The sequence below is a fragment of the Nonomuraea roseoviolacea subsp. carminata genome, from assembly GCF_024172185.1.
Taxonomy (GTDB): Bacteria; Actinomycetota; Actinomycetes; order Streptosporangiales; family Streptosporangiaceae; genus Nonomuraea; species Nonomuraea roseoviolacea.
In genome coordinates this window covers 7,700,676-7,720,428 of record NZ_JAMZEC010000001.1, presented here as the reverse complement: position 1 = coordinate 7,720,428, position 19,753 = coordinate 7,700,676, and the positions used below count along the sequence as shown (strand labels likewise).

Sequence of the window (19,753 nt, the reverse complement as noted above, 5' to 3'; positions counted from 1 at the left end):
GCGTGCCGTCCGCCGGCGTCAGGTGTGGTGGCGGACGACGGCGACGGCGCAGCGCGCGTGGTGCAGGACGCCCCTGCTGACGGAGCCGAGCAACGCCGCTCCGACGGCGCCCCGCCCGTGCGAGCCGACGACCAGCAGGTCGGCGCCTGCCGACGCGGCGGTCAGCGCGTCCACCGGCTGACGGCACGGGGCGTCCTCGACGACCCTGACCCCGGGGTGACGCCGCTCGAACGCAGCCAGCCGGCCGACGACGGCCTCGTGCTGGGCGGCACGGACCTGGTCCATCTCGTACGAGATCTCCGGCGCGAACGCGTGGACCGGGAGCTGCCAGGCGTGGACGACGCGCAGGGCGGCGCCCCGGAGCCGGGCCTGCGCGAACGCGTACTCCAGGGCGGCCTCGCACCCGGGTGAGTCGTCGACGCCCACCGCGACCTCGCCGCGCACGGGATGCCGCTCGGCGCGCACGGCCACGACCGGGCAGGCGACCCTGCCGGCGAGGTGCGCGCTCACGGAGCCGAGCAGCGCCCCGGTCAGGCCGCCGAGGCCGCGGCTGCCGACGACGAGCTCGTCCGCGCGGACGGCCTCCTCGCGCAGCACGACGTCCGGCGACCCCTCGACGAGGGCGGTGGTGACCTCCACGCCGGGCTGCCGCTCACGGGCGAGCGCCAGCGCCTCGTCCAGGGCCCGGCGTCCCTCCCGGGTCGGCGCGTCGGGCCGGTCGGCGGGGCCGAACCGGTCGATCTGGTACGGCGAGCGGTCCACGGCGTAGACGACGCGCAGGGGCACGTGCGCGCGGAGCGCGTCGCCGGCGGCCCACTCCACCGCGGCCCGGGCCGCCATCGAGCCGTCGACACCCACAACGATCATGATCGTCCCTCCTTCGTCCCCTCCATCGCACCGCGGCGGGGCGGCGGTCCGGCAGGGCCGGAGGTCCCGGCGCACAGGGCCCAACGGTCATCCGCCCGGGACGGCCGTCCGGTCAGAAGGGCTTCGTCGCGGGCTTCGTGGTGAGCGTCGTCGTCAGGACCGCGCCGATCTCCGGGCCGGCCTGGGCCACCGGCTCGCCGCCGGGCGCCCAGACCCCGGACCGGCCCGCCGTCTCGGCGAACCCGCCCCCGGTCGGCCCGGCGAAGCTGGCCACCGCCACCCACACCCCGTGCCCGGCGGCGACGCCCCGGGCGCGCTCGGCCTGGAGCTCCGCCTCGTGGGCGTGCTTCACCGTTCCGGCCACGTACACGTCGATCCCGAGGCCGGCCGTCGCCGCGGCGTGCTCCGGGACGCCGGTGTCCTTGCAGACGGCGAGGCCGAGCCGCCAGCCGTCCACCTCCAGCACGCGCGGCCGAGAGCCGGGCGCGAACCGGAGGGCCTCCTCGGCGCCGAGGTACATCTTGCGGTAGGCGACGGTGACGCCGCTCCCGTCGACGGCCAGCATCGCGATGGACGGCCCGCTGTCCCCGCCCCCGTCCCCGTCGCCGTCCACGGGCGCGCCGGCCAGCGCCACGGCTCCCGTCTCGGCGCAGGCCGCCACGAGCGGCTCCAGCCGGGCGTCGCCGGGGGCGAGGGTCGCGGCGGCCGGCTCGTACCCGGTCAGCGACAGCTCGGGGAACACGACGACCCGCGCCCGCGCGGACCGCACCGCCCGGGCGTGCGCGGCGGCGTTGGCCGCGACGTCGTGCGGGACGGTCAGGGGCTGGGCGACCGCGATCGTCAACGTCTCCGGCACGCCACCTCCTCGGTACGGGCCTCGCGGACGCCCCCCGAGGCGGAACCCATCGTAGACAGGCCGCCCGGACGGGACAACGACACCCCATTACTGCGATGTCGCCGCGATGGTCAGGTTCTCCTGAGGATCAGGGGCGGCGGGTGAACGTGCCGAGGCCGGTGTGGTCGAGGGCGGGCAGGGTGACCTTCGCGGCCCGGCCGTCCGCGCCGACGGTGAAGCGGGCGCCGTCCAGGCCCACGGAGTTCTCTCCCGGGGTGAGGTAGGCGAAGGTGTCGCCGGCGTAGTGGCGCAGCGGCAGCCGGAGGGGCTTCGGCCCGAGCCGCATGACGAGCCCGGCGCGCTCCTCAGTGACGGTGAGCGGGCCGTAGTACCCGTTGGCGTACACACCCGTGTAGGCGCGCGCCGGCCGGGCGGGCGCGGCGTCCGCGGGCGGCCTGCCGTAGTCGGTCGCCGGCCGCTCCCCGCGCTCCATGCCGGCGAACGCCGCGCCGGCCAGCCGCAGCCAGTCCACGGTCGGACGGCCGTGCCGGGCGACGTCGAGGAACGTCAGCGCCACGGCCTCGGCGGCGCCGACGGGCTCGCCGTTGGTGAGCACCACGATGCCGAGCCCTTCCGACGGCAGCATCGTCACGTTCGTGGCCGCGCCCAGAGCGAACCCGCCGGAGTGGCCGAGCTGGAGCCGGCCGAGGTCGTCGTAGGTCACGTTCCAGCCGAGACCGTAGAAGCCGGGCCGGCCGTACGGGGCCGTGGGCGGGGCGGACAGGACGTGCGGCAGGTACGTCCGGTCGAGCGCGGACCGCTCGATGAGCCGCCTGCCGGCGTACACGCCGCCGGCGAGCTGGAGGCGCAGCCAGGAGCCGAGGTCGCGGGCCGTGGAGCTGGCTCCTCCCGCGGGTGACTGGGCCTGCGGATCGCGGACGTGGCGGGCCTCCCAGCGCCCGTCCACCCGCACGTGGAGGGCGGCCCGGTCGGGCGCCCGCGCGTACGCGGCGAAGGAGGAGCTGGTGGAGCGCATGCCCAGCGGCTCGTACAGCAGCGTCCGCGACAGCTCCTCCCACGACAGGCCGCGGGCCCGCGCCACGGCGAGCGCCGCCTCGGTGAAGCCGAAGTTCGTGTAGGCGTACTGGACGCGGAACGGGCCGAGGGGCTCGTCGCGCAGGTGTTCCAGGATGTAGCGGCGGCCGTACCCCAGGTCCTCCAGCAGGTCGCCGGCATGGTCGGGCAGGCCGCTGCGGTGGGAGAACAGGTCGGCCGGCGTCACGTGCCGGGTCACCCAGGGATCCTTGAGGGCGAAGCCGGGGTCGTGCCGGACGACCGGGTCGTCCCAGCCCACGGCGCGCGGCCCGGCGCCCGGCTGCCCGACCGCCCGCGCGACCACGGTGGTGGCCAGCGGCTTGGAGACGGAGGCGAGCTGGAAGACGGTGTCCGGGCCGACGGCGCCGGGGCTGCCGGCGCGGCGCACCCCGAACCCCTTGAGGTAGATCACCCGGTCCCGGTGCACGACGGTGACGGCCATGCCCGGCACGCCCGTCCGGCGCATCACGTCGCGCGCGATCCCGTCGAGCCGGGAGACGGCGGCGTCCACCGCGGCGGGGGTGAGGGCGGGCGGCGGCTGCGCGGGCGGCGCCGCCGACAGCGTGGGTTGACGGGCGGCGATCGCGGTGCCAGGGGTGGTCGTGGTCCGGGGCGAGGCCGTCGCGTCGCCGGGGACGGCCGTCGTCCGGTGCGCGGCCGTCGTGACGGGCGGGCCGCCGCATCCGCACAACACCGCCGCCGCCGTCGCGGCGCCCACCAGCGCCGTCGCGCTCCCCCGCCTCATTACCGCAGGTTAAGCCCGGTCCCGGCGGCGGGAAGAGGTGGCCGCCCCGGCGGCGTGTCACCTCGCTCCATGCCCCGACGTCAGCCCCGCGCCCCGAGGACCTCCATGTAGTGCGGGTTGGTCATGATCCCGAGCACGTTCCCGAACGGGTCCACCACGGACGCCGTCACGAACCCGTTGCCCCCGCGGTCCACGACGCCCTGGTGCTCCTTGGCTCCGAGCGCGAAAAGCCGCTCCAGCGTGGCCTCCACGTCGTCGACCGCCCAGTACAGCACCGCCCCGGACGGCCCTGAGGCTCCGGCGCCCGGCCCGTGCGGTCCGTACGCGCCGCGCACGATGCCCAGTTCGTGCTGGTAGTCCCCCACCCGGAACTCGACGTACGCCGGCCCGCCGTCCGGCCCGGGCACCTCGAAGTACGGCTGGACGCGGAGCAGCTCGGCGTACCAGTCGCGGGCGGCGGCCAGGTCGTCGGCGAACAGGTTGACGGTGGCGAATCCACGCAGCATGCGAACGCTCCCTCGGTTGCCCGGCAGGACCGTCCTGCCCGGTGTGTCGCGGTATGGAGGGAACAGTAGAAGGCGTTGAGGAATCTCCGGTTCCTCAAGTGCTGCCACACTCGACGCATGCTGGAAACCTCTGTGCGGCTGCTGCGGCTGCTGTCGCTGCTTCAGGCGCGTCCGGGCTGGGGCGGGGCCGAGCTGGCGGAGCGGCTGGACGTGACCACGCGGACCGTGCGCAACGACGTGGAGCGGCTGCGGATCCTCGGCTACGAGATCCACTCGGCCACCGGCACCGCGGGCGGCTACCGGCTCGGCGCGGGCACCGCCATGCCGCCGTTGCTGCTGGACGACGAGGAGGCCGTGGCGGTCTCGGTCAGCCTGCACGCCGCCGCGTCCGGCTCGGTGACGGGGATCGAGGAGACCTCGCTGCGGGCGCTGGCCAAGGTGCAGCGGATGCTGCCGTCGCGGCTGCGGCACCGCATCGAGGCGATGCGCGCGGCGACCGTGTCCGTGGCCGGGCGGGGGCCCACCGTGGACGCCGGGACGCTCACCACGATCGCCGCCGCCATCCGCGACCGGGAGCGGCTGCGCTTCGACTACGCGGGCCACGACGGCACCGCGTCGCTCCGGGAGGTCGAGCCGCACCGCCTCGTCCACACCGGGCGACGCTGGTACCTGCTGGCCTGGGACGGCGACCGGGACGACTGGCGGACGTTCCGCGCCGACCGCGTGCGGCCGCGCTCCCCCAACGGGCCGCGCTTCACCCCGCGCACGCCGCCGGGCGGCGACGCCGCCGCCCACGTCATGCGGGGCGCCGCCTCGACGGCCTACCGGCATCCGGCCCGGGTGCGGCTGCACGCGCCCGCGGAGGCGGTGGCCGACCGGATCCCGCCGGCGGCCGGCCTGCTGACACCCCTGGACCCCGGCGACGGGGCGGCCGGGTGCCTGCTGGAGACGGGCAGCGAGTCACTGCACGACCTGGCCGGCTTCCTCGGGAGCCTCGGCGTGCCGTTCACCGTGCTCGAACCGCCGGCGCTGCGCGCGCATCTGCGCGAGCTGGCCGCCCGCTACGCCGCCGCGGCGGACGGGCCCGCGGCGGACGGGGCCGCGGCCGACGGGCCCGCCGAGCACGCGGAACCGGCCGAGAAGGCCCAGGAGGCACCCCGCCGACTGTCCGGTATATGACTGAATGCGAAAATGAGGGGGTCATGTCGACCAACCTCACCGTGATCCTGAACGACCGGCCGGGAGAGCTGGCCCGCCTGGGGGAGCTCACCGGCGAGGCCGGCGTGAACATCGAGGGCCTGGCCGCGTTCACGGGCGACGGCAAGGGCGTGATCCACCTGCTGGTCGCGGACGACGACGCGGCGCGCTGCCGGCGGGCGCTGGAGGGCGGCGGCATGGGGATCGCCGACGAGCGGCCGGTGCTGGTGGTCAACCTGGAGGACCGGCCGGGCACGCTGGGCGAGCTGACGCGGCAGCTCGCCGACGCGAACGTGAACATCGACCTGGCCTACACGGCCTTCGGCGGCGTCAAGGTGGTCATCGCGACCGAGGACTTCGAGAACGCGACGGCCGCGCTGGAGGGACCGGCGGCCTCGCGCCTGGACGAGGTGGCGGGCGGCCGCAGCATCTGGGACCAGCCCGCCTGATCCGCGAGGCGGGCCGGTCGCGGCCCGTCGAGGAGGCGCCGGCCCGCCCGCCTCATGGCCTCCCGTGGACTGAGGAGGCGCCGGCCCGCCCGCCTCATGGACTCCCGTGGACTATCGCCGGACGGCGGCTTCGAAGAGCCGCTCCGCCTCGGTGATCGCCTGGGCGAGGGCGGGCGGCTCGGATCGCAGCCCGGCGATGATCGCGTCGATGTCGCGCAGGCCGGCCCGCCGCAGGAGCCGCTTCTCGTTGGTGACCCACTCGCCGCGCGCCGCCAGCACCGCGTGCGCCATGCTCATGGCGGCGGTGGCCAGCGCCCCCGCGACCTCGGTGGCCTGGCCGCGCGGGACGTAGGCGCCCCTGGCGTACTGGAGCGTCATGCCGGCGCGCCCGCGCCACACCGGCGGCGCGGCCTCCCGCAGCGCCTCGGGGTAGGCGGGACGGGGAAGAGAGCCGCGCAGCACCTGGTTGACGGCCAGTTCGGCGACCACCAGGTAGCTGGGGATGCCCGCGAGATGGAACATCAACGGCTCCCAGTGGAAGCGCCCCTTCCGGGCCTCGGCGAGTTCGCGCTCGACGACGTCGAGGTCGCGGTAGTGGACGTCGACGCGCCGGTCGTCGATCGTGAACCACGCTCCGCCGTTGAAGACCCCGCCGCCCCAGCCGCCGAGCTCGGAGACCTCGCCCGGCCAGCCGGTGGCGCGCAGCGCGTCCGGGTCGAAGCGGCCCCGGTAGTAGACGGCCAGGTCCCAGTCGCTGTCGGGAGTGTGGGTGCCCTCGGCGCGCGAGCCGCCGAGGGTGACGGCGCGCACGGCGGGAAGGGCGGCGAGCCGGTCGGCGACAGGGTCGAGAAAAGCGTCGTCGGTCATGACGGTCCCCTCAGGTGAAGGTGATGGCGGAGGATGGGGCGCGGGCGCACGGACCGGACGCCGGAGGGATGCCTCGGACGGCGTCATGGGGGAATCGGTGCGGCGGGCCATCACTTCATGACGTGGATCTTACCCTTCCGACGGCTCCAGCGGGCGGACGCCCAGCACCCACGGGGCCGCCAGACGCGGAAGGCATGCCTGGACGCGGAAGCCGGCCGGTCCGCCGTACTCCTCCGCGTCGATCGACCAGTCCATGGCCGGCGAGCCCCGGCCCAGGAAGAGCGTCTCCATGAAGTCGTTCCAGCGCGCGTACGAGCTGAGCATCACGACCTCGTCGGGGACGTCCAGGTCGAGGACGGCATAGCGCTCGTACTCCTGCGGCGTGGCCGGGTTGAGGAGCAGTTCCGCCGTCAACGCCACCCGGTCGTCGCGGGTGTCCGGCCCGTGCCACGCCCACAACGGCGGGCGTCCCGCGCAGTCCAGGCCGCGCCGCGCCATCTCCGCCGTCATCTCCTCGTAGGCGGGACGGTACGAGGGGCTCAGCACCCTGCCCCAGTCGCCGGTCACCTCACCGGCGGCCGCCAACGCCTCCGGAACCACTCGATGCTGAACCGTCCACAACCGCACCGGGCCATCATGTCAGCCCCGCCGATCTATCAAGTGTCCTGTGAGAAATCGCAGTTTTTAACACTGGACACCGTTATGAATCACATGCCAGTGTTAACGCGCGCGTCGACGACGCGATCCCCTCCGGTTCTCGGACACCCCCTGGAGATCCACCATGACGGGAACGGGCACGGCCCAGGGATGATCGACGGCGGCGGCACGCGGCCGGGCCCCGCGAGGCGGCAGGAGGCCATCGCCGAGCAGATCCTCGCCCGCGGCGACATCACGGCGGGCGAGCTGGCCGAGCTGTTCCAGGTCAGCCTGATGACGATCCACCGGGACCTGAGCGCGCTGGAACGGCAGGGCCTGGTCCGCAAGCTGCGCGGCGGCGTGACCGCGCAGCCGTCGAGCGTCTTCGAGAGCGACGTCTCCTTCCGCGAGCGGTCGATGCGCGCGGAGAAGGAGGCGGTCGCCGCGCGGGCGGCGGAGCTGGTCGAGCCGGGCATGGCGGTCATGCTCGACGACTCCACCACCAGCCTGGCCCTCGCGCGGCGCCTGGAGGCGCTGGCCCCGCTGACCGTCGTCACCAACTTCCTCACCACGATCGAGCTGGTCGCCGGCATGCCCGGGATCCGGCTCATCGCGCTGGGCGGCGACTACGACGCGCCGCACAACTCCTTCCTCGGCGTCTCCTGCACCGACGCCATCGCCGCCCTGCAGGCCGACCTGTGCTTCGTGTCGACCTCGGCGGTGACCGGCGGCCACGCCTGCCACCAGGAGCAGCACATCGTGCCGGTCAAGCGCGCCATGCTGGCCTCGGCCACGCGCGGCGTGCTGCTGCTCGACCACACCAAGCTCACCCGGACCGCGCTGTACCGTGTGGCCCGGCTCGAGACGTTCGACCGCGTCATCGTGGACGCCGGCGCAGCGCCCGAGGCGCTGCGGGAGCTCGACCAGCTCACCCGGTCCCTCGACGTCGCCGCCCTGCTCCCCCCGGAGGCGTCATGACCCCGCCGTCCCTTCCCTCCTCGCCCGCCTCGCCGCCGTCCCTCCCGCCCGGGCTCGCCCGGGTGCTGGCCGAGCCGCCGCGCGCCTACTCCCCCGCGGCGATCTGGTGGTGGAGCGGGGAGCCCCTGCGCCGCGACCGGCTGCGCCGGCAGCTCGAACGGTTCGCCGAGGGCGGCGTGTGGAACCTGGTCATCCTCAACCTGGCGCCGTCCGGGCCGATGTTCGGCTCCGACGCCGACGACCCGCCGTTCTTCTCCGAGGCGTGGTGGACGCTGCTGGAGCAGGTGTGCGACGACGCCGAGGAGCTGGGGATCTCCCTGTGGTTCTACGACCAGCTCGGCTTCTCCGGCGCCGACCTCCAGGCGCGGCTGGTGGACGAGGAGCCGCGCTTCGCGGGGCGCTGGCTGGCGCCGGACGGCTCCGTCGCGACCCGCGGCTTCGACTACCTGTCGACGGAGGCGTGCGCGGCGCTCATCGACCGCGTCCACGGCGCGTTCGAGCGCCGGCTCGGCAAGCGGCTGGGCGGCGTCATCGCCGGCTCGTTCCAGGACGAGCTGCCGTCGATCCCGACCTGGTCGGACGGCTTCGCCGAGGAGTTCGCCCGGCGGCGCGGCTACGACCTCACGCCGCACCTGCCCGCGCTGTGGCAGGACGGAGGAGGCGGGCCGGACGCGGGACGGGTGCGGCGCGACTACCACCGGACGCGCGCCGAACTGGCCGAGGAGGCGTTCTTCCGGCCGCTGGCCGCCTGGCACGAGCGGCACGGCCTGGTGAGCGGCTGCGACCAGCAGGACCCGGCCCGCGCCGGCCACCCCGTGGAGGGCGTGCAGCTGTACGCCGACTACGCCCGCACCCACCGCTGGTTCGGCGCCCCGGGCTCCGACCACCACGGGGACGCCCGGATCCACTCCTCCCTCGCCCACCTGTACGGCCGGCCCCGCACCTGGATCGAGGCGTTCCACTCCAGCGGCTGGGGCGGCACGCTGGAGGAGACCTTCGACTGGCTGCTGCCCTGGCTGCGCGCCGGCGCCACGCTCTACAACCCGCACGCCGTGTACTACACGACCAAGGGCGGCTGGTGGGAGTGGGCGCCCCCGGCCACCGACTGGCGGCAGCCGTACTGGCGGCACCACCGCGTCTTCGCCGACGCCGTCACGCGGCTGTGCGCGGCCCTGTCGCTGGGGCGGCACGCGTGCGACGTGGCGGTGCTGCTGCCGACCGCGACCGCCCAGGCGTTCACGGGCCTCGACGGCGCCGGCGCGGAGGCCGGGCGGGCGCAGGAGGTGTACCGGCGGCTCGTCGGCGACATGGCGTGGTTCCGGATGGTGCCCGGGGTGCTGGACGAGCTGGGGCTGGACGCGGACGTCATCGACGACGACTCGCTCCAGCGGGCCACCGTCCGGCCCTCCGCTCCCGAAGCGTGGGGTGACGGGGCGCGGCTGGAGGTGGCCGGGGAGTCGTACGCGGCCGTCGTCCTGCCCGCCTGCGCGGTGCTGGAGCCCGGCACCGAGCGGGCGCTGGTCGCGTTCGCGCAGCGGGGCGGCCTGGTGGTGGCCGTGGAGACGGTCCCCGACGGGCCGTTGCGGGACCTCGCCCGGTTCGCGCCGTCGGTGGACGCGCTCGGGCCGCTGCTGGCGCCGCTGCGCCGCGTGGAGGCGCCCGTGCCGCCGCTGGTCCGCGAGGTCGACGGCGCGACGCTGGTCTACCTGCAGGCCGCGTTCCCCATGGCCAGCCGGGTGGCGGTGGAGCACCCGGACGCGCGGGGCGCCGACCAGGGATGGGACTCGGCCACGATCGACTTCGACCCGTCCCGGTACGCGACCGGCATGCCGGTCCGGGTGCGGGGCGTCACGGGGGCGCCGCTGCTGGTGGACCCGTTCACCGGCGGGGCGCGCGTGCTGCCGTCCGCCGTGGACGGCGACGGCGTGGAGGTGGTGGTGCCGTTCGACGCGGGACCGGCGGCACTGCTGGTGTTCACGGGCCAGGAGGCGCCGCCGCCCCCGCCGGCCGTACCGGGCGGTACGCGCCAGGTGGACCTCGACTCGGGCTGGGAGATGGAGCCGGTGCCCACCCTGGACGACACCTGGGGCGACCTCGGCCACGACGGGCCGGTGCTGCGCCGGTGGGAGGTGGAGCACCGGCTCGACGGGGAGGAGGCGTGGCGGCCCGCGTACGCCACGTTCGGCCCGCACGGGGTCTGGCACCTCACGCCGGACGACGTGACCACGCCCGCGCCCGCGGGCGAGCCGCCCGTCCCGGCGGCCGGCCGCCCGGCCGCGGAGGGGGCGCCCGCGGCCGCGGGCGACCGGCGGGCCGCTGTCTTCTCGGTGTCGCGCGGGATCCGCAAGGACCCGATCCACCGCGTCACCCTCGGCCCCAAGGGGCACGTCCCGGAGGAGTTCCTGGACTTCGGCCGGGTGCCGGCGGGCCACGCCGCGTGGTTCCGGTGCGAGCTGACCGTCCCGGCGGGCGCGGACCCGGACGGGCGGGCGTACCTCGCGGTGGGGGCGGCGGCGGCCAAGGCGGCCTGGATCGACGGCGCGGCCGTCCCCCTCGCCGACCGCGGGCACCTCGCCATCGCCGGGGAGCCGCTCTCCCCCGGCACGTACGTGCTGGACCTGCGGCTGGCGCCGGACGAGGCGGACGGCGGTGACGCGCCGCTGCGCGCCCACGTGGCGGTCGTGACGGACCCGGAGGCGTACCTGCGGCCCGAGTGGATCGCCGGTCCGGAGGGCCCCGCCGAGCTGACCGCGACGTTCGTCCCGCGCGGCACCACGCTCCAGGTCGCCTCGACCGCGGCCTGCCGCGTCCTCGTGAACGGCGTCGAGCTGGGCCGTCAGGGCGGCTTCGACCCGTACGCGGACCTGCGCAAGCCCCGCGTGCGCCGCTACGACGCGTCCGGGGCGCTGCGGCCGGGGCCGAACGTGGTCACGGTGCGGGTGGCCGACGGCTCGGAGCCGGTCCTGGTGGACGGCTGCGCGACGTCGGGGCCCGGCTGGGAGGCGGTCCGGGACGGCGTGCGGTCGCCGGCCCGCGTGCGCCGGTCCCAGTACCTCGACCCGGCGGCCCTCCACCTCCCGCGCCGCCCGCACCCGCTTCCGGACACGTCCTGGCTGTCGGGCGCCGGCGGGGACGACGTGGTGCTGCGCGCCGTGCTGGGCGAGGAGGGGGCCGCGGGGCGGGTGGAGTGGCTGCGCTTCCAGGTGCCGCCGGGGGCCACCGCCGTCCGGGTGCCGCTGCGCGGGCGGGCCGTTCTCACGCTGGACGGCGACCCCGTCGTGGGAGACACAGTGGTGAGAGACACAGGTGTGGGAGACGCAGCCGTGGGAGACACAGCGGTGGAGGCCACGGTGGCGGAGGGCACGGGTCTCCTGGAGGTGCCCCTCGACGGAGGGAGGGGGCCGCGCGTGGCGACGCTGCGGGTGGAGACCGAGGCCGGGCACGCCGGCGGGGCGATCCTGACCGGGCCGGTCGAGTTCGACGCCGGGCCGGGGCCGATCGAGCTGGGCGACTGGGAGCGGACCGGCCTGCCGGAGTACAGCGGAGGCGTCCGCTACCGCCGCACCGTGACCGTCACCGCGACCGGGCCGGGGGTGCTCGATCTGGGGCGGGTGCGCGGCACGGCCGAGGTGCGGGTCAACGGCCGCGCGTGCGGGGTGCGGGTCTGCTCGCCGTACCGGTTCGACGTGGGCGCGGCGCTGCGGCCCGGCGAGAACACGGTGGAGGTCGAGGTGTACGGCACGCTCGCCCCGCACCTGGACGCGGTGAGCCCCACGCACTTCGTCTTCCCCGGCCAGCGGGTCACGGGGCTGTTCGGCCCGGTCCGCCTCGTCCTGCCGGAGGGGTAGCGCGGCGCTCAGCCGGCGTCCATGGCCAGGAGCGCGGCCAGCGACCGTTCCAGCGACTCCGCGTCGAGGGGCTCGTCGTTGATGAGGGAGTACAGCAGGGCCCCGTCGACGAACACCGCGGCGGCGCGGGCCGCCCGCGCGCCCGCGTACCGGCTCAGGCTCCTGGTCAGCCCGTCGAGCCACAGGCGGGCCAGGGGCCGCAGCTCGGGCCGGTGGGCCGCCGCGGCGTAGAGCTCGTTCCAGGTCACCATCCGGTCGCGTTCGCGCAGGTAGTCGGCGGTGAGCGCGGCGAGCGTTGCGGGCACGTCCGCGCAGCGCTCCAGCTCCTCGCTCCAGAGGCGCAGCCCCTCCTCGGTGACCTCGGCGGCGCGCGTGAGGGCGGCGGCGACCAGGTCGTCCAGGGAGGCGAAGTAGTAGGTCGTCGCCCCCAGCGGCACGCCGGCGCGGGCGGCGACGAGCCGGTGCGTCAGGCCGTTCACCCCCACCTCGGGGATCAGCTCGCAGGCGGCCTCGACCATGCGGCGGCGGCGCTCGCCGGGGTTGCGCCGGCCGGTCAATGCGCACCCGCCAGGTTGAGCGTGACGACGCCGGCCACCACCAGGGTCACGCCGGCGACCTTCGCCACGGTGAGCGGCTCGCCCAGGAAGAGCATTCCGATGATCACGATGAGCGTCGTGCCGAGGCCCGACCACACGGCGTAGGCGACGCCGACCTGCATGCCCCGCTCCAGGGCCTGGGTGAGCAGCAGGAAGGCGGCTCCGTACCCGGCCAGGCAACCCAGCGTCGGCCAGAGCCGGGTGAACCCCTCGGTGGTCTTCAGCAGGCTGGTCGCCACGACCTCGGCCACGATGGCCAGGGCCAGGAACACGTACATCATGGCGGAGGTCTCCAGAAGTAGTACATTCGTACATGTACGAGCGTACTACTTCGCATCCGGGCGGGAATGTCGGAGGGTGTCGCTCCGCGTCCCGTCCGGGCCGGGCGCGTACGGTCGGCTCATGCGGACGACGCGGGACACCTGGTGAAGCGCGGCGGCATCCTCAACGCCGCCCTCGCGGGGGCCGTCGCGCGGCTCGGGCACACCGACCGGGTGCTGGTCTGCGACAGCGGCATGCCGCTGCGGCGCGGCGCCGAGATCGTGGACCTGGCGTTCCTGCCGGGGATCCCGTCGTTCGAGACGGTGCTGGACGGCCTGCTCTCCGAGCTCGTCGTCGAGGGCGCCACGGCCGCTGAAGAGGTGCGCGCGGCCAACCCCGCGTGCGACGCCCTGCTGCGCGCCCGGCTCCCCGGGCCGGCGTACGTGCCCCACGAGCGCCTCAAGGAGCTGGGCCGGGCCGCCGAGCTGGTGGTCCGCACCGGCGAGGCGCGTCCCTACGCCAACGTGATCCTGCGCTGCGGCGTCCCCTTCTGAACGCCTCGGGTTTGATTGACGCCGGTGTCAAGGTTGCATACTGGCCCGCATGATCTTCACGCAGGCAGAACTCGACTACCTGGCCGGACAGCACATCGGCCGCCTCGCCACCGTCTCCCCCGCCGGTGACGTGCAGAACAACCCCGTGAACTTCTTCGTGGACGCCGCCTCGGGCACGATCACGATCGGCGGGCACGCGCTGGGGGTGTCCAAGAAGTTCAGGAACGTCCAGCAGGGCAGCACCGTGTCCCTCGTCGTGGACGACCTGGCCTCGGTGGACCCGTGGGTGGTGCGCGGCATCGAGATCCGGGGGTCGGCGGTGGCGCTGACCGACCACGAGCCGCCGGTGCCGTACTTCTCGCGGGAGATCATCACGATCACCCCGGCCAGGATCATCTCCTGGGGCCTCGACGGGCCCCGGTCCAGCCGCAAGGTGTGAGGCCGCCGGCGGGCCGCGCGCACGACCTCCCCTTCGCGTCCTGCCGGGGCCGACTTTGCGGCATTCGCTCGCGGGCGTCCCCGTCAGCGGCGACGATGGCGGCGTGAGCGGACGCGGGCGCGGCTGGCGGATCCCGGTGGCGGCACTGGCCACCCTCGCGGTGACCGTACTGGTGCTGAAGGTGTGGCGCGAGTACACGCCCACCGAGAAACCCAACCTGGCCGACGTCGTCAGCGTCACGCTGACCGGGGTGGCCTTCCTCGGTACGGTGGTGGCCTGGGCCTGGGCCTGGCGCGCGCCCGACACCGCCGCCCGGATCGACGCCGACGTGGAGGCCGCCGCCGAGGTGCTGGCCGGCGTGGTGGAGCGGCAGTGGCGCACCGAGGCCCGGCACAGGCTGCTGGACGACCCCGCGCCGATCCCCGTCCAGTGGCGGCTGACCACCGACGCGTCGGTCATGAGCCATCCCCGCCTGATCACCGCCGGCGGCGATCCCGCCTTCACCGGCCGCAGCGACGACCTCGCGGCCCTGGCGCGCGCGTTCCGCGAGCTGCCCCGCCGGCGGCTGGTCATCACCGGAGGCCCGGGTACGGGCAAGACCACCCTGGCGGTGCAACTGCTGCTCCACCTGCTCGCCACCCGCAGGTCCGACCTGGCCGGCGCCGCCGGGGAGATCGTGCCGGTCCCGGTGCTGCTGCCGGTCTCCGGCTGGGACGTCGACGTCCACCCCCGGTTGCAGGACTGGCTCACCGTCCGCCTGGTCCGCGACCACCCCGCGCTGGCCGCGCCCCAGCTCGGCCCCGGCGCCGCCGCCGCGCTGGCCGAGGGCGGGCACGTCCTGCCGGTCCTGGACGGCCTGGACGAGATCCCCGAGGAAGCCGCGGCCCGGCTCATCGACGCGCTCAACGCCTCGCTGGGCGCGCGGGACCAGCTCGTCCTCACCAGCCGGACCGCCGAGTTCGCCACCGCCGTCCGGCAGGCAGGCCGGCCGCTGACCGCCGCCGCGGTCATCGCCCCCCGGGCGCTCACCCCCGACGCCGCCGCGGACTACCTGACCGCCTGCCTGCCCGCCGCCCCTCCGCCCGTCTGGCAGGAGATCCTGGCCGCGCTGCGCTCCCGCGCCCTCCCCGGGCTCACCCGGCTCGCCGCCACCCCGCTCGGCCTGTGGCTGATCCGCAGCGTCACCATCGCCCCCGGCGCCGACCCCTCCGCGCTCACCGGGCCCCTCGGCGGCGACAGCGCCGCGCTGCGCGCCCACCTGCTCGACCGGCTCATCCCGGCCCTCATCGCCGCCCGGCCGCCCGGGGCCGGCTCCGCGGACCCCTTCCGGCCGCGCCGGCGGCTCGACCCGGACGCCACCCGCCGCTACCTCACGTATCTGGCCCGCGCCTTCCCGCCCGCCACCGGCCGGGACCTCGCCTGGTGGCGCATCGCCGGCACCGTCCCCCGCTTTCCGGCGACGCTCGGCGCCCTCGGGCTCGCGGCCGGGCTCGCGGACGGCGTCGTGGTCTGGCTCGAGTCCACCCCCGCGGCCGGGCTCGTGATCGGGCTCGTGGCCGGCCCCTCCATGCTCCTGCTGGCGCGCGGCGCCGCCAGGTCCCTCGTCGCCGAGACCCCCGGCCACGCCGACCTGCGCCTGCGCGGGCGGACGCGTCTCCTGCTCCGCTCGATCAGGGGCGCTTTCGGGGAAGGGCTGACCACCGGGCTCTGGTTCATGATCGGGGGCATCCTGTCGTCCGTCCTCACCAGCGGCTTCGACGACTTCACCGACCTGCTCTTCGGCGGGGCCGTCGTCAGCTTCGTGGTCGGGATCGCGCTCACCGTGGCATTCGGGGTGATCGCCTGGGCGGAACACCCCACGTTCACCTCCACGAGCACGCCCCGTTCGAGCTGGCGGGCCGACCGGGGCCTCCTGCTGCTGCGCATGTGCGCGATGGGCGTCTCGGCCGGCCTCATGTGCGGGTTCCTGGCCGGCGTCTCGTCCGGGTTGTCCGACGGGCTCGTGACGGGTCTCTTCCTCGGGGTCGCGCTGGGGGTGGGCAGCGGGATGGCCACGGGCAACCATCGCGCGTGGCTGATCTGCGCCATCGCCGTGGCCAGGGAGGCCCTGGCACGCAGGCTCCCCTGGCGGATCATGGACTTCCTCGACGACGCCCACCGGCTGGGGCTGCTGCGCGCCGTCGGGCCGGTCTACCAGTTCCGCCACGCCGCCCTGCACGACCACCTCGCCGCCGACGGCCTCCCTCCAGCGGAGCCGGGGCCGGCGGAATCCGCCGCCGCCGCGCCCACGACGGCCCCGTGAACGTCTCCGCCGAGCCTGCCAGGACCGTGCCGGCCCGTGACGGGCCGGCCGGGTGCACGGTCCGGGCGCTCGCCGACGCCGGCCCGCTGACGAAGAGCGCCGTCCGCTACTCCTTCACCGATCTCGACGAGATCATCGATCTGGCCATGGACGCGCACATCGCCGCCTTCACCGAGCGCGTCCGCCGTCTGCCGAACACCTCGCCCGTGCGACCGCCGAGCGGGAGCAGCCCGCCGAACGCCGGCGAGCAGGCGGCCGCCACCCACTCGCCGGTCGCGGTGGAGAAGCCGCGTCCGGCGTCACCATCAGCGTCGCCGAGGCGATGACGAGGGGGCACCCAGCACAGGAGCCCGGGAACGGGTCGCCGCCGGGCCGCCTCGCGCCGGGCGGGGCCCCGGCTACGGCAGGGCGGTCGCGACGCGGACGTCGTCGAAGTCGACGGCGGCCCGGCCCGTCACGAGCTGGACGGACCCGGGTCCCGTGATCGGGTCGGCGTCGGTGACGGTGACCCGGGGTGCCGTCTCCCCGCCGACGAAGGCGCGGATCTCGGCGCCGCGCAGCTCGACACGGAGCCGGGTCGTCCCGGTGACCGCCGCCCCCTTGCCCGTCGCGATGACGCCCTTGCCGGCGCGGAAGACGTCGACCGAGCCGTCGGGCCGTAGGTACACCATGTACCCGGACCGGGTGTAGACGTCGCCCGGCTCGGCCGTCCGCACCTGGAGCCCGGCGAAGGCGGTGGACGTCGCTGCTGTCCGGAAGGAGATGTCGGCCTCGGCGAAGCCGTCGGCGACGGTCAGGTCGTCCACGACGGTCCTCCAGCCCGTACGGGTCGTGTCCTGCTGGCGGTACACGCCGCCGGTGACGCTCCAGGCGCCGTCCACGGCCGTCCACGCCTCGGCCGTCGCCTCCGCCGAGGAGAAGCCGTCGTGGAAGACCACGCCCTCGGCGTCGGGCACGATCCGCAGGCCGAGCGCGTCGATCTCGCTCGTCCCGCCGGTACGCAGGGTCTCGACGGTGAGCGGGCACGGCCCCGGCAGCGCCGTCTCCCGCACGGTCGCCGTCAGCTCGCCCGCCCCCGCCGCCGAGACCGGGGCCGCCAGGCAGGGGCCCGAGAGGGTGACCTTCGCGATGCCGCGTCCCGTGACCCGTACCGTCAGCTCCTGACCGGCCACGCCGCCGGCGGCGTCGAGCCGGGCGGTGACCAGGTCCCGGCCGACGTCGGAGCGCGCCGCCTCGGCCACGAGGCGCGCGGCGTCGCGCGCCCCCAGCACGCGCCCGCGCACCAGCGCCGCGCTCGTCCGCGTGACATGGGCGACGAACGCGCCGTGGCTCTCCCACTGCTCGCCGGCGCGCAGGCGGTCGGCGACCGTGCAGCCGGTGCCGTCGTCGGCGTTGGCGACGCCGGTGTCGCGGTCGCCGATGAGGACGTGCGGGCGCTCGTCGGAGCCGGGGCACGCGTCGTCGACCACGCGGACGTCGTAACCGAGCGTGCCTGCGGCCGTGACGTCGAGGACCTGGAGGGTGCGCCCGCCGCCCGCCACCGGGAAGGACGACGGCCACAGGGTCGCGGTTCCGGCGCCGGTCCAGCGGATCTCCAGACTCCGCCCGCCGCGGTTGACGACGACTCCTGAGACGCCCTCGGCGGAGGCGCGCGTGCCGACCTTGACGGAGCGCTCGGCCGGGTCGCCGCCGATCCACTGGAGCGTGTCGTCCTTGCCGAGGACGAGCGGGATGCGCTCGAAGAACGCGCCCGTGCCGTCGACCCGCACCTTGAGGGTGTCGCCGAGCGTGACGGACTTGGTCACCGGCGCGCCCGCCGCCGCGTAGCGGATCTCCAGGTCGTCGAGTCCGCGCACGGTGGCGGGGTCCACGGGCGAGCCGTCGCGGAAGAACGCGGGGACCGGCTGGTCGTAGGCGTCGGTGTGCCGTCCGTCGGCCGCCGTCCAGCCGGTGCCCCAGGACAGCTCCGCCTCCGCCGGGCGGGTACGCGGCGCGCCGGGCGCCGGGGCGTTCTGGCCCTGGATGACGACGCCGAGCTTCGGGTCGTACAGGTAGCCGAGGCCGAAGCGCTGGTTGTCCCAGTAGCCGTACTGCGTGTTCACGTGCCGGCCGAAGCCCATGCCCACCACGTACGCGGGGCGCTTGGCGAACACGAACCGCTGACCGGTGACCGAGTCGGCGCGGACCTCGGTGTACGGCGCGCCCGCGTACGGCCGCAGCGTGGCGATGGCCGCGCGGCGCTCGGCGGCGGCCGGATGGTACTCCTCCCCCAGCGCCACGTCGCGGACGACGGCCGGGTCGAGGTAGGCCCACGCCGGCGCGACGAGCGGGGCGACCGAGGTCCGCCAGCCGCCCTTCACGAACGCCGCGCGGCGCTCGGCGACCTCCTCCTTGGTGGCCGCGTAGGCGCGGGCCTGCGGGATCGTCGCGCCCCAGAGGTTGTTGGAGCCGATCGGCAGCTCGGCCGCGTAGTTCCAGCCGCGGTGGCGCGAGTCGGCCGCGGTGTTGACGAAGAACCCGTCGAGCCCCTGGTCGTAGAGCAGGTTGTACTGCGCCCAGTCCATGTAGCGCCGCTGCATCCGGTCGATGACCGGCCGGGTCGCGGGGTCGGCCCAGCCGGCGAGGTCCTCGGTCTCCACCTCGATGCTGTAGCGGTGGGCGACCGTGCCGTCCCGGTAGAAGCCGGCCTCGCTCTGGGAGATCCTCTCGTGCTCGGCGAGGCGCTGCTCGAAGCGGGCGCGTAACGCCGGGTCGTCAAGGCGGCGCAGCAGGCGGGAGATGCCGACGAGGCCGCCCGCCACCTGGTTGGCGAACTGGGAGCCGCGCGGCCCCCACACCTCCTGGTCCTCCAGGAACCAGGTGGCCGCCCGCTTCAGCGCCGCGGTCAGCGACGGGACCAGCGCGGGATCGACGGTGCCGTCGGCGTCGAGGAGGTCCGCCATGATCGCGTACAGCTCGAGCGCGAAGCCGGTCGCGGCGCGCGAATGGAGGTCGCCGCCTCCCTGGGGGAACGAGCCGTCGGCGTTCTGGGTGCCGAGCATGAAGCGCAGGGCGGCCTCCAGGCGCAGCCGCAGGGCCGGGTCGCGGTGGTACGGGTTCCAGGGGCGGTCGGCGGTGTAGAAGTAGGCGAGCGTGAGGACGTTCTCCATGACGCGCGCGTCGTCCGGTCTCTGGCCGGCGCGCCAGCAGCCGCAGGTGATGTAGCCATAGGTGGTGGCGCTGTCGTCGTCGACGCTGTTGGCCAGGCGGGCCAGGTTGGCGAGGTAGGGGGCGATCTGCTGCTCCAGGCCGGTGAAGGCGGCCAGGTCGATCGTGCCGGGATCGAGCGGGGCCACCTCGGGGAGCGGGCCGGGCGCGCCGCCCGCCGCCCGCGTGGTCGCGGCAGGGGTCGGCACGACGGCCGCGACGGCCCCGGGGGCGGGGGTCAGGGCCAGCGTGGCGGTGACGGCCACGGCGGTGACCACGGCGGTGACGCGCCGGACGCCGCGGGTGGCGGGGCCGCCGCCATGTCGGGTCGAGCTCATGATCGTCCTCCAGGGCGCGCCGTCCCGCTTCTTCTGTGAATCGATTCACGGCGC

At 75.5% G+C, this 19,753-nt stretch carries 17 protein-coding genes; 8 read left to right on the top strand and 9 right to left on the bottom strand.

Translation table 11 applies throughout. The features are described from left to right. Nucleotides 1-18: 18 nt before the first annotated feature. The 4 genes from HD595_RS35870 to HD595_RS35855 form a co-directional block, all read right to left on the bottom strand. Complete coding sequence (locus tag HD595_RS35870) at nucleotides 19-867, bottom strand: universal stress protein (RefSeq protein ID WP_253776965.1); 849 nt, start codon at nucleotides 865-867, stop codon at nucleotides 19-21. Nucleotides 868-979: 112 nt separating this feature from the next. Then, the gene (locus HD595_RS35865; RefSeq protein ID WP_253776963.1) at nucleotides 980-1,723 is read right to left on the bottom strand and encodes a carbon-nitrogen hydrolase family protein; all 744 of its coding nucleotides are present in this window, start codon (nucleotides 1,721-1,723) and stop codon (nucleotides 980-982) included. A gap of 127 nt (nucleotides 1,724-1,850) precedes the next feature. Then, nucleotides 1,851-3,542, bottom strand: coding sequence for a serine hydrolase (locus tag HD595_RS35860; RefSeq protein WP_253776961.1), 1,692 nt, complete (start codon nucleotides 3,540-3,542; stop codon nucleotides 1,851-1,853). Between the two features lie 80 nt (nucleotides 3,543-3,622). Next, the gene (locus tag HD595_RS35855) at nucleotides 3,623-4,048 is read right to left on the bottom strand and encodes a VOC family protein (RefSeq protein WP_253776959.1); all 426 of its coding nucleotides are present in this window, start codon (nucleotides 4,046-4,048) and stop codon (nucleotides 3,623-3,625) included. A gap of 117 nt (nucleotides 4,049-4,165) precedes the next feature. On the opposite strand from HD595_RS35855, the gene HD595_RS35850 reads away from it, so the two are divergent. Together HD595_RS35850 and HD595_RS35845 are read left to right on the top strand one after the other, a co-directional pair. Beyond that, nucleotides 4,166-5,227: a helix-turn-helix transcriptional regulator gene (locus tag HD595_RS35850; RefSeq protein WP_253776957.1), complete on the top strand. Its 1,062-nt coding sequence runs from the start codon at nucleotides 4,166-4,168 to the stop codon at nucleotides 5,225-5,227. A 23-nt stretch (nucleotides 5,228-5,250) separates the two neighbouring features. Further along, entirely contained in the window at nucleotides 5,251-5,694 is a 444-nt protein-coding gene (locus tag HD595_RS35845) for a hypothetical protein (RefSeq protein ID WP_253776954.1), read from the top strand. A 111-nt stretch (nucleotides 5,695-5,805) separates the two neighbouring features. On the opposite strand, the gene HD595_RS35840 is transcribed toward HD595_RS35845, so the two are convergent. Both HD595_RS35840 and HD595_RS35835 read right to left on the bottom strand, forming a co-directional pair. After that, nucleotides 5,806-6,561 (bottom strand): nucleotidyltransferase domain-containing protein, encoded by a 756-nt coding sequence (locus HD595_RS35840; RefSeq protein ID WP_253776952.1) that lies wholly within the window; start codon nucleotides 6,559-6,561, stop codon nucleotides 5,806-5,808. Between the two features lie 129 nt (nucleotides 6,562-6,690). Beyond that, nucleotides 6,691-7,188, bottom strand: coding sequence for a DUF3841 domain-containing protein (locus HD595_RS35835; protein ID WP_253776950.1), 498 nt, complete (start codon nucleotides 7,186-7,188; stop codon nucleotides 6,691-6,693). Nucleotides 7,189-7,368: 180 nt separating this feature from the next. On the opposite strand from HD595_RS35835, the gene HD595_RS35830 reads away from it, so the two are divergent. Continuing rightward, nucleotides 7,369-8,175: a DeoR/GlpR family DNA-binding transcription regulator gene (locus HD595_RS35830; protein WP_253776949.1), complete on the top strand. Its 807-nt coding sequence runs from the start codon at nucleotides 7,369-7,371 to the stop codon at nucleotides 8,173-8,175. Next, nucleotides 8,172-12,023: a glycosyl hydrolase gene (locus tag HD595_RS35825; RefSeq protein WP_253776947.1), complete on the top strand. Its 3,852-nt coding sequence runs from the start codon at nucleotides 8,172-8,174 to the stop codon at nucleotides 12,021-12,023. The genes HD595_RS35830 and HD595_RS35825 overlap by 4 nt, the downstream gene beginning before the upstream one ends. 8 nt (nucleotides 12,024-12,031) lie before the next feature. Here HD595_RS35825 and HD595_RS35820 read toward each other — a convergent pair whose 3' ends face one another. Continuing rightward, the gene (locus HD595_RS35820) at nucleotides 12,032-12,580 is read right to left on the bottom strand and encodes a TetR/AcrR family transcriptional regulator (protein WP_253776945.1); all 549 of its coding nucleotides are present in this window, start codon (nucleotides 12,578-12,580) and stop codon (nucleotides 12,032-12,034) included. Continuing rightward, nucleotides 12,577-12,900, bottom strand: coding sequence for a DMT family transporter (locus HD595_RS35815; RefSeq protein WP_253776943.1), 324 nt, complete (start codon nucleotides 12,898-12,900; stop codon nucleotides 12,577-12,579). The genes HD595_RS35820 and HD595_RS35815 overlap by 4 nt, the downstream gene beginning before the upstream one ends. A 144-nt stretch (nucleotides 12,901-13,044) precedes the next feature. On the opposite strand from HD595_RS35815, the gene rbsD reads away from it, so the two are divergent. The 4 genes from rbsD (at nucleotide 13,045) to HD595_RS35795 (ending at nucleotide 16,501) form a co-directional block, all read left to right on the top strand. Further along, nucleotides 13,045-13,434: a D-ribose pyranase gene (gene rbsD, locus HD595_RS35810; protein ID WP_253776941.1), complete on the top strand. Its 390-nt coding sequence runs from the start codon at nucleotides 13,045-13,047 to the stop codon at nucleotides 13,432-13,434. Between the two features lie 49 nt (nucleotides 13,435-13,483). Next, nucleotides 13,484-13,873 (top strand): PPOX class F420-dependent oxidoreductase, encoded by a 390-nt coding sequence (locus tag HD595_RS35805; protein WP_253776939.1) that lies wholly within the window; start codon nucleotides 13,484-13,486, stop codon nucleotides 13,871-13,873. A gap of 103 nt (nucleotides 13,874-13,976) precedes the next feature. Further along, nucleotides 13,977-16,175 (top strand): NACHT domain-containing protein, encoded by a 2,199-nt coding sequence (locus HD595_RS35800; RefSeq protein WP_253776936.1) that lies wholly within the window; start codon nucleotides 13,977-13,979, stop codon nucleotides 16,173-16,175. Then, a complete protein-coding gene (locus HD595_RS35795) occupies nucleotides 16,172-16,501 on the top strand; it encodes a TetR/AcrR family transcriptional regulator (RefSeq protein WP_253776934.1) in 330 nt (109 codons plus the stop codon). The genes HD595_RS35800 and HD595_RS35795 overlap by 4 nt, the downstream gene beginning before the upstream one ends. Before the next feature lie 72 nt (nucleotides 16,502-16,573). Here HD595_RS35795 and HD595_RS35790 read toward each other — a convergent pair whose 3' ends face one another. Beyond that, on the bottom strand, nucleotides 16,574-19,699 hold the full coding sequence (locus tag HD595_RS35790; RefSeq protein ID WP_253776932.1) for a hypothetical protein: 3,126 nt from the start codon (nucleotides 19,697-19,699) through the stop codon (nucleotides 16,574-16,576). Nucleotides 19,700-19,753 lie beyond the last annotated feature (54 nt).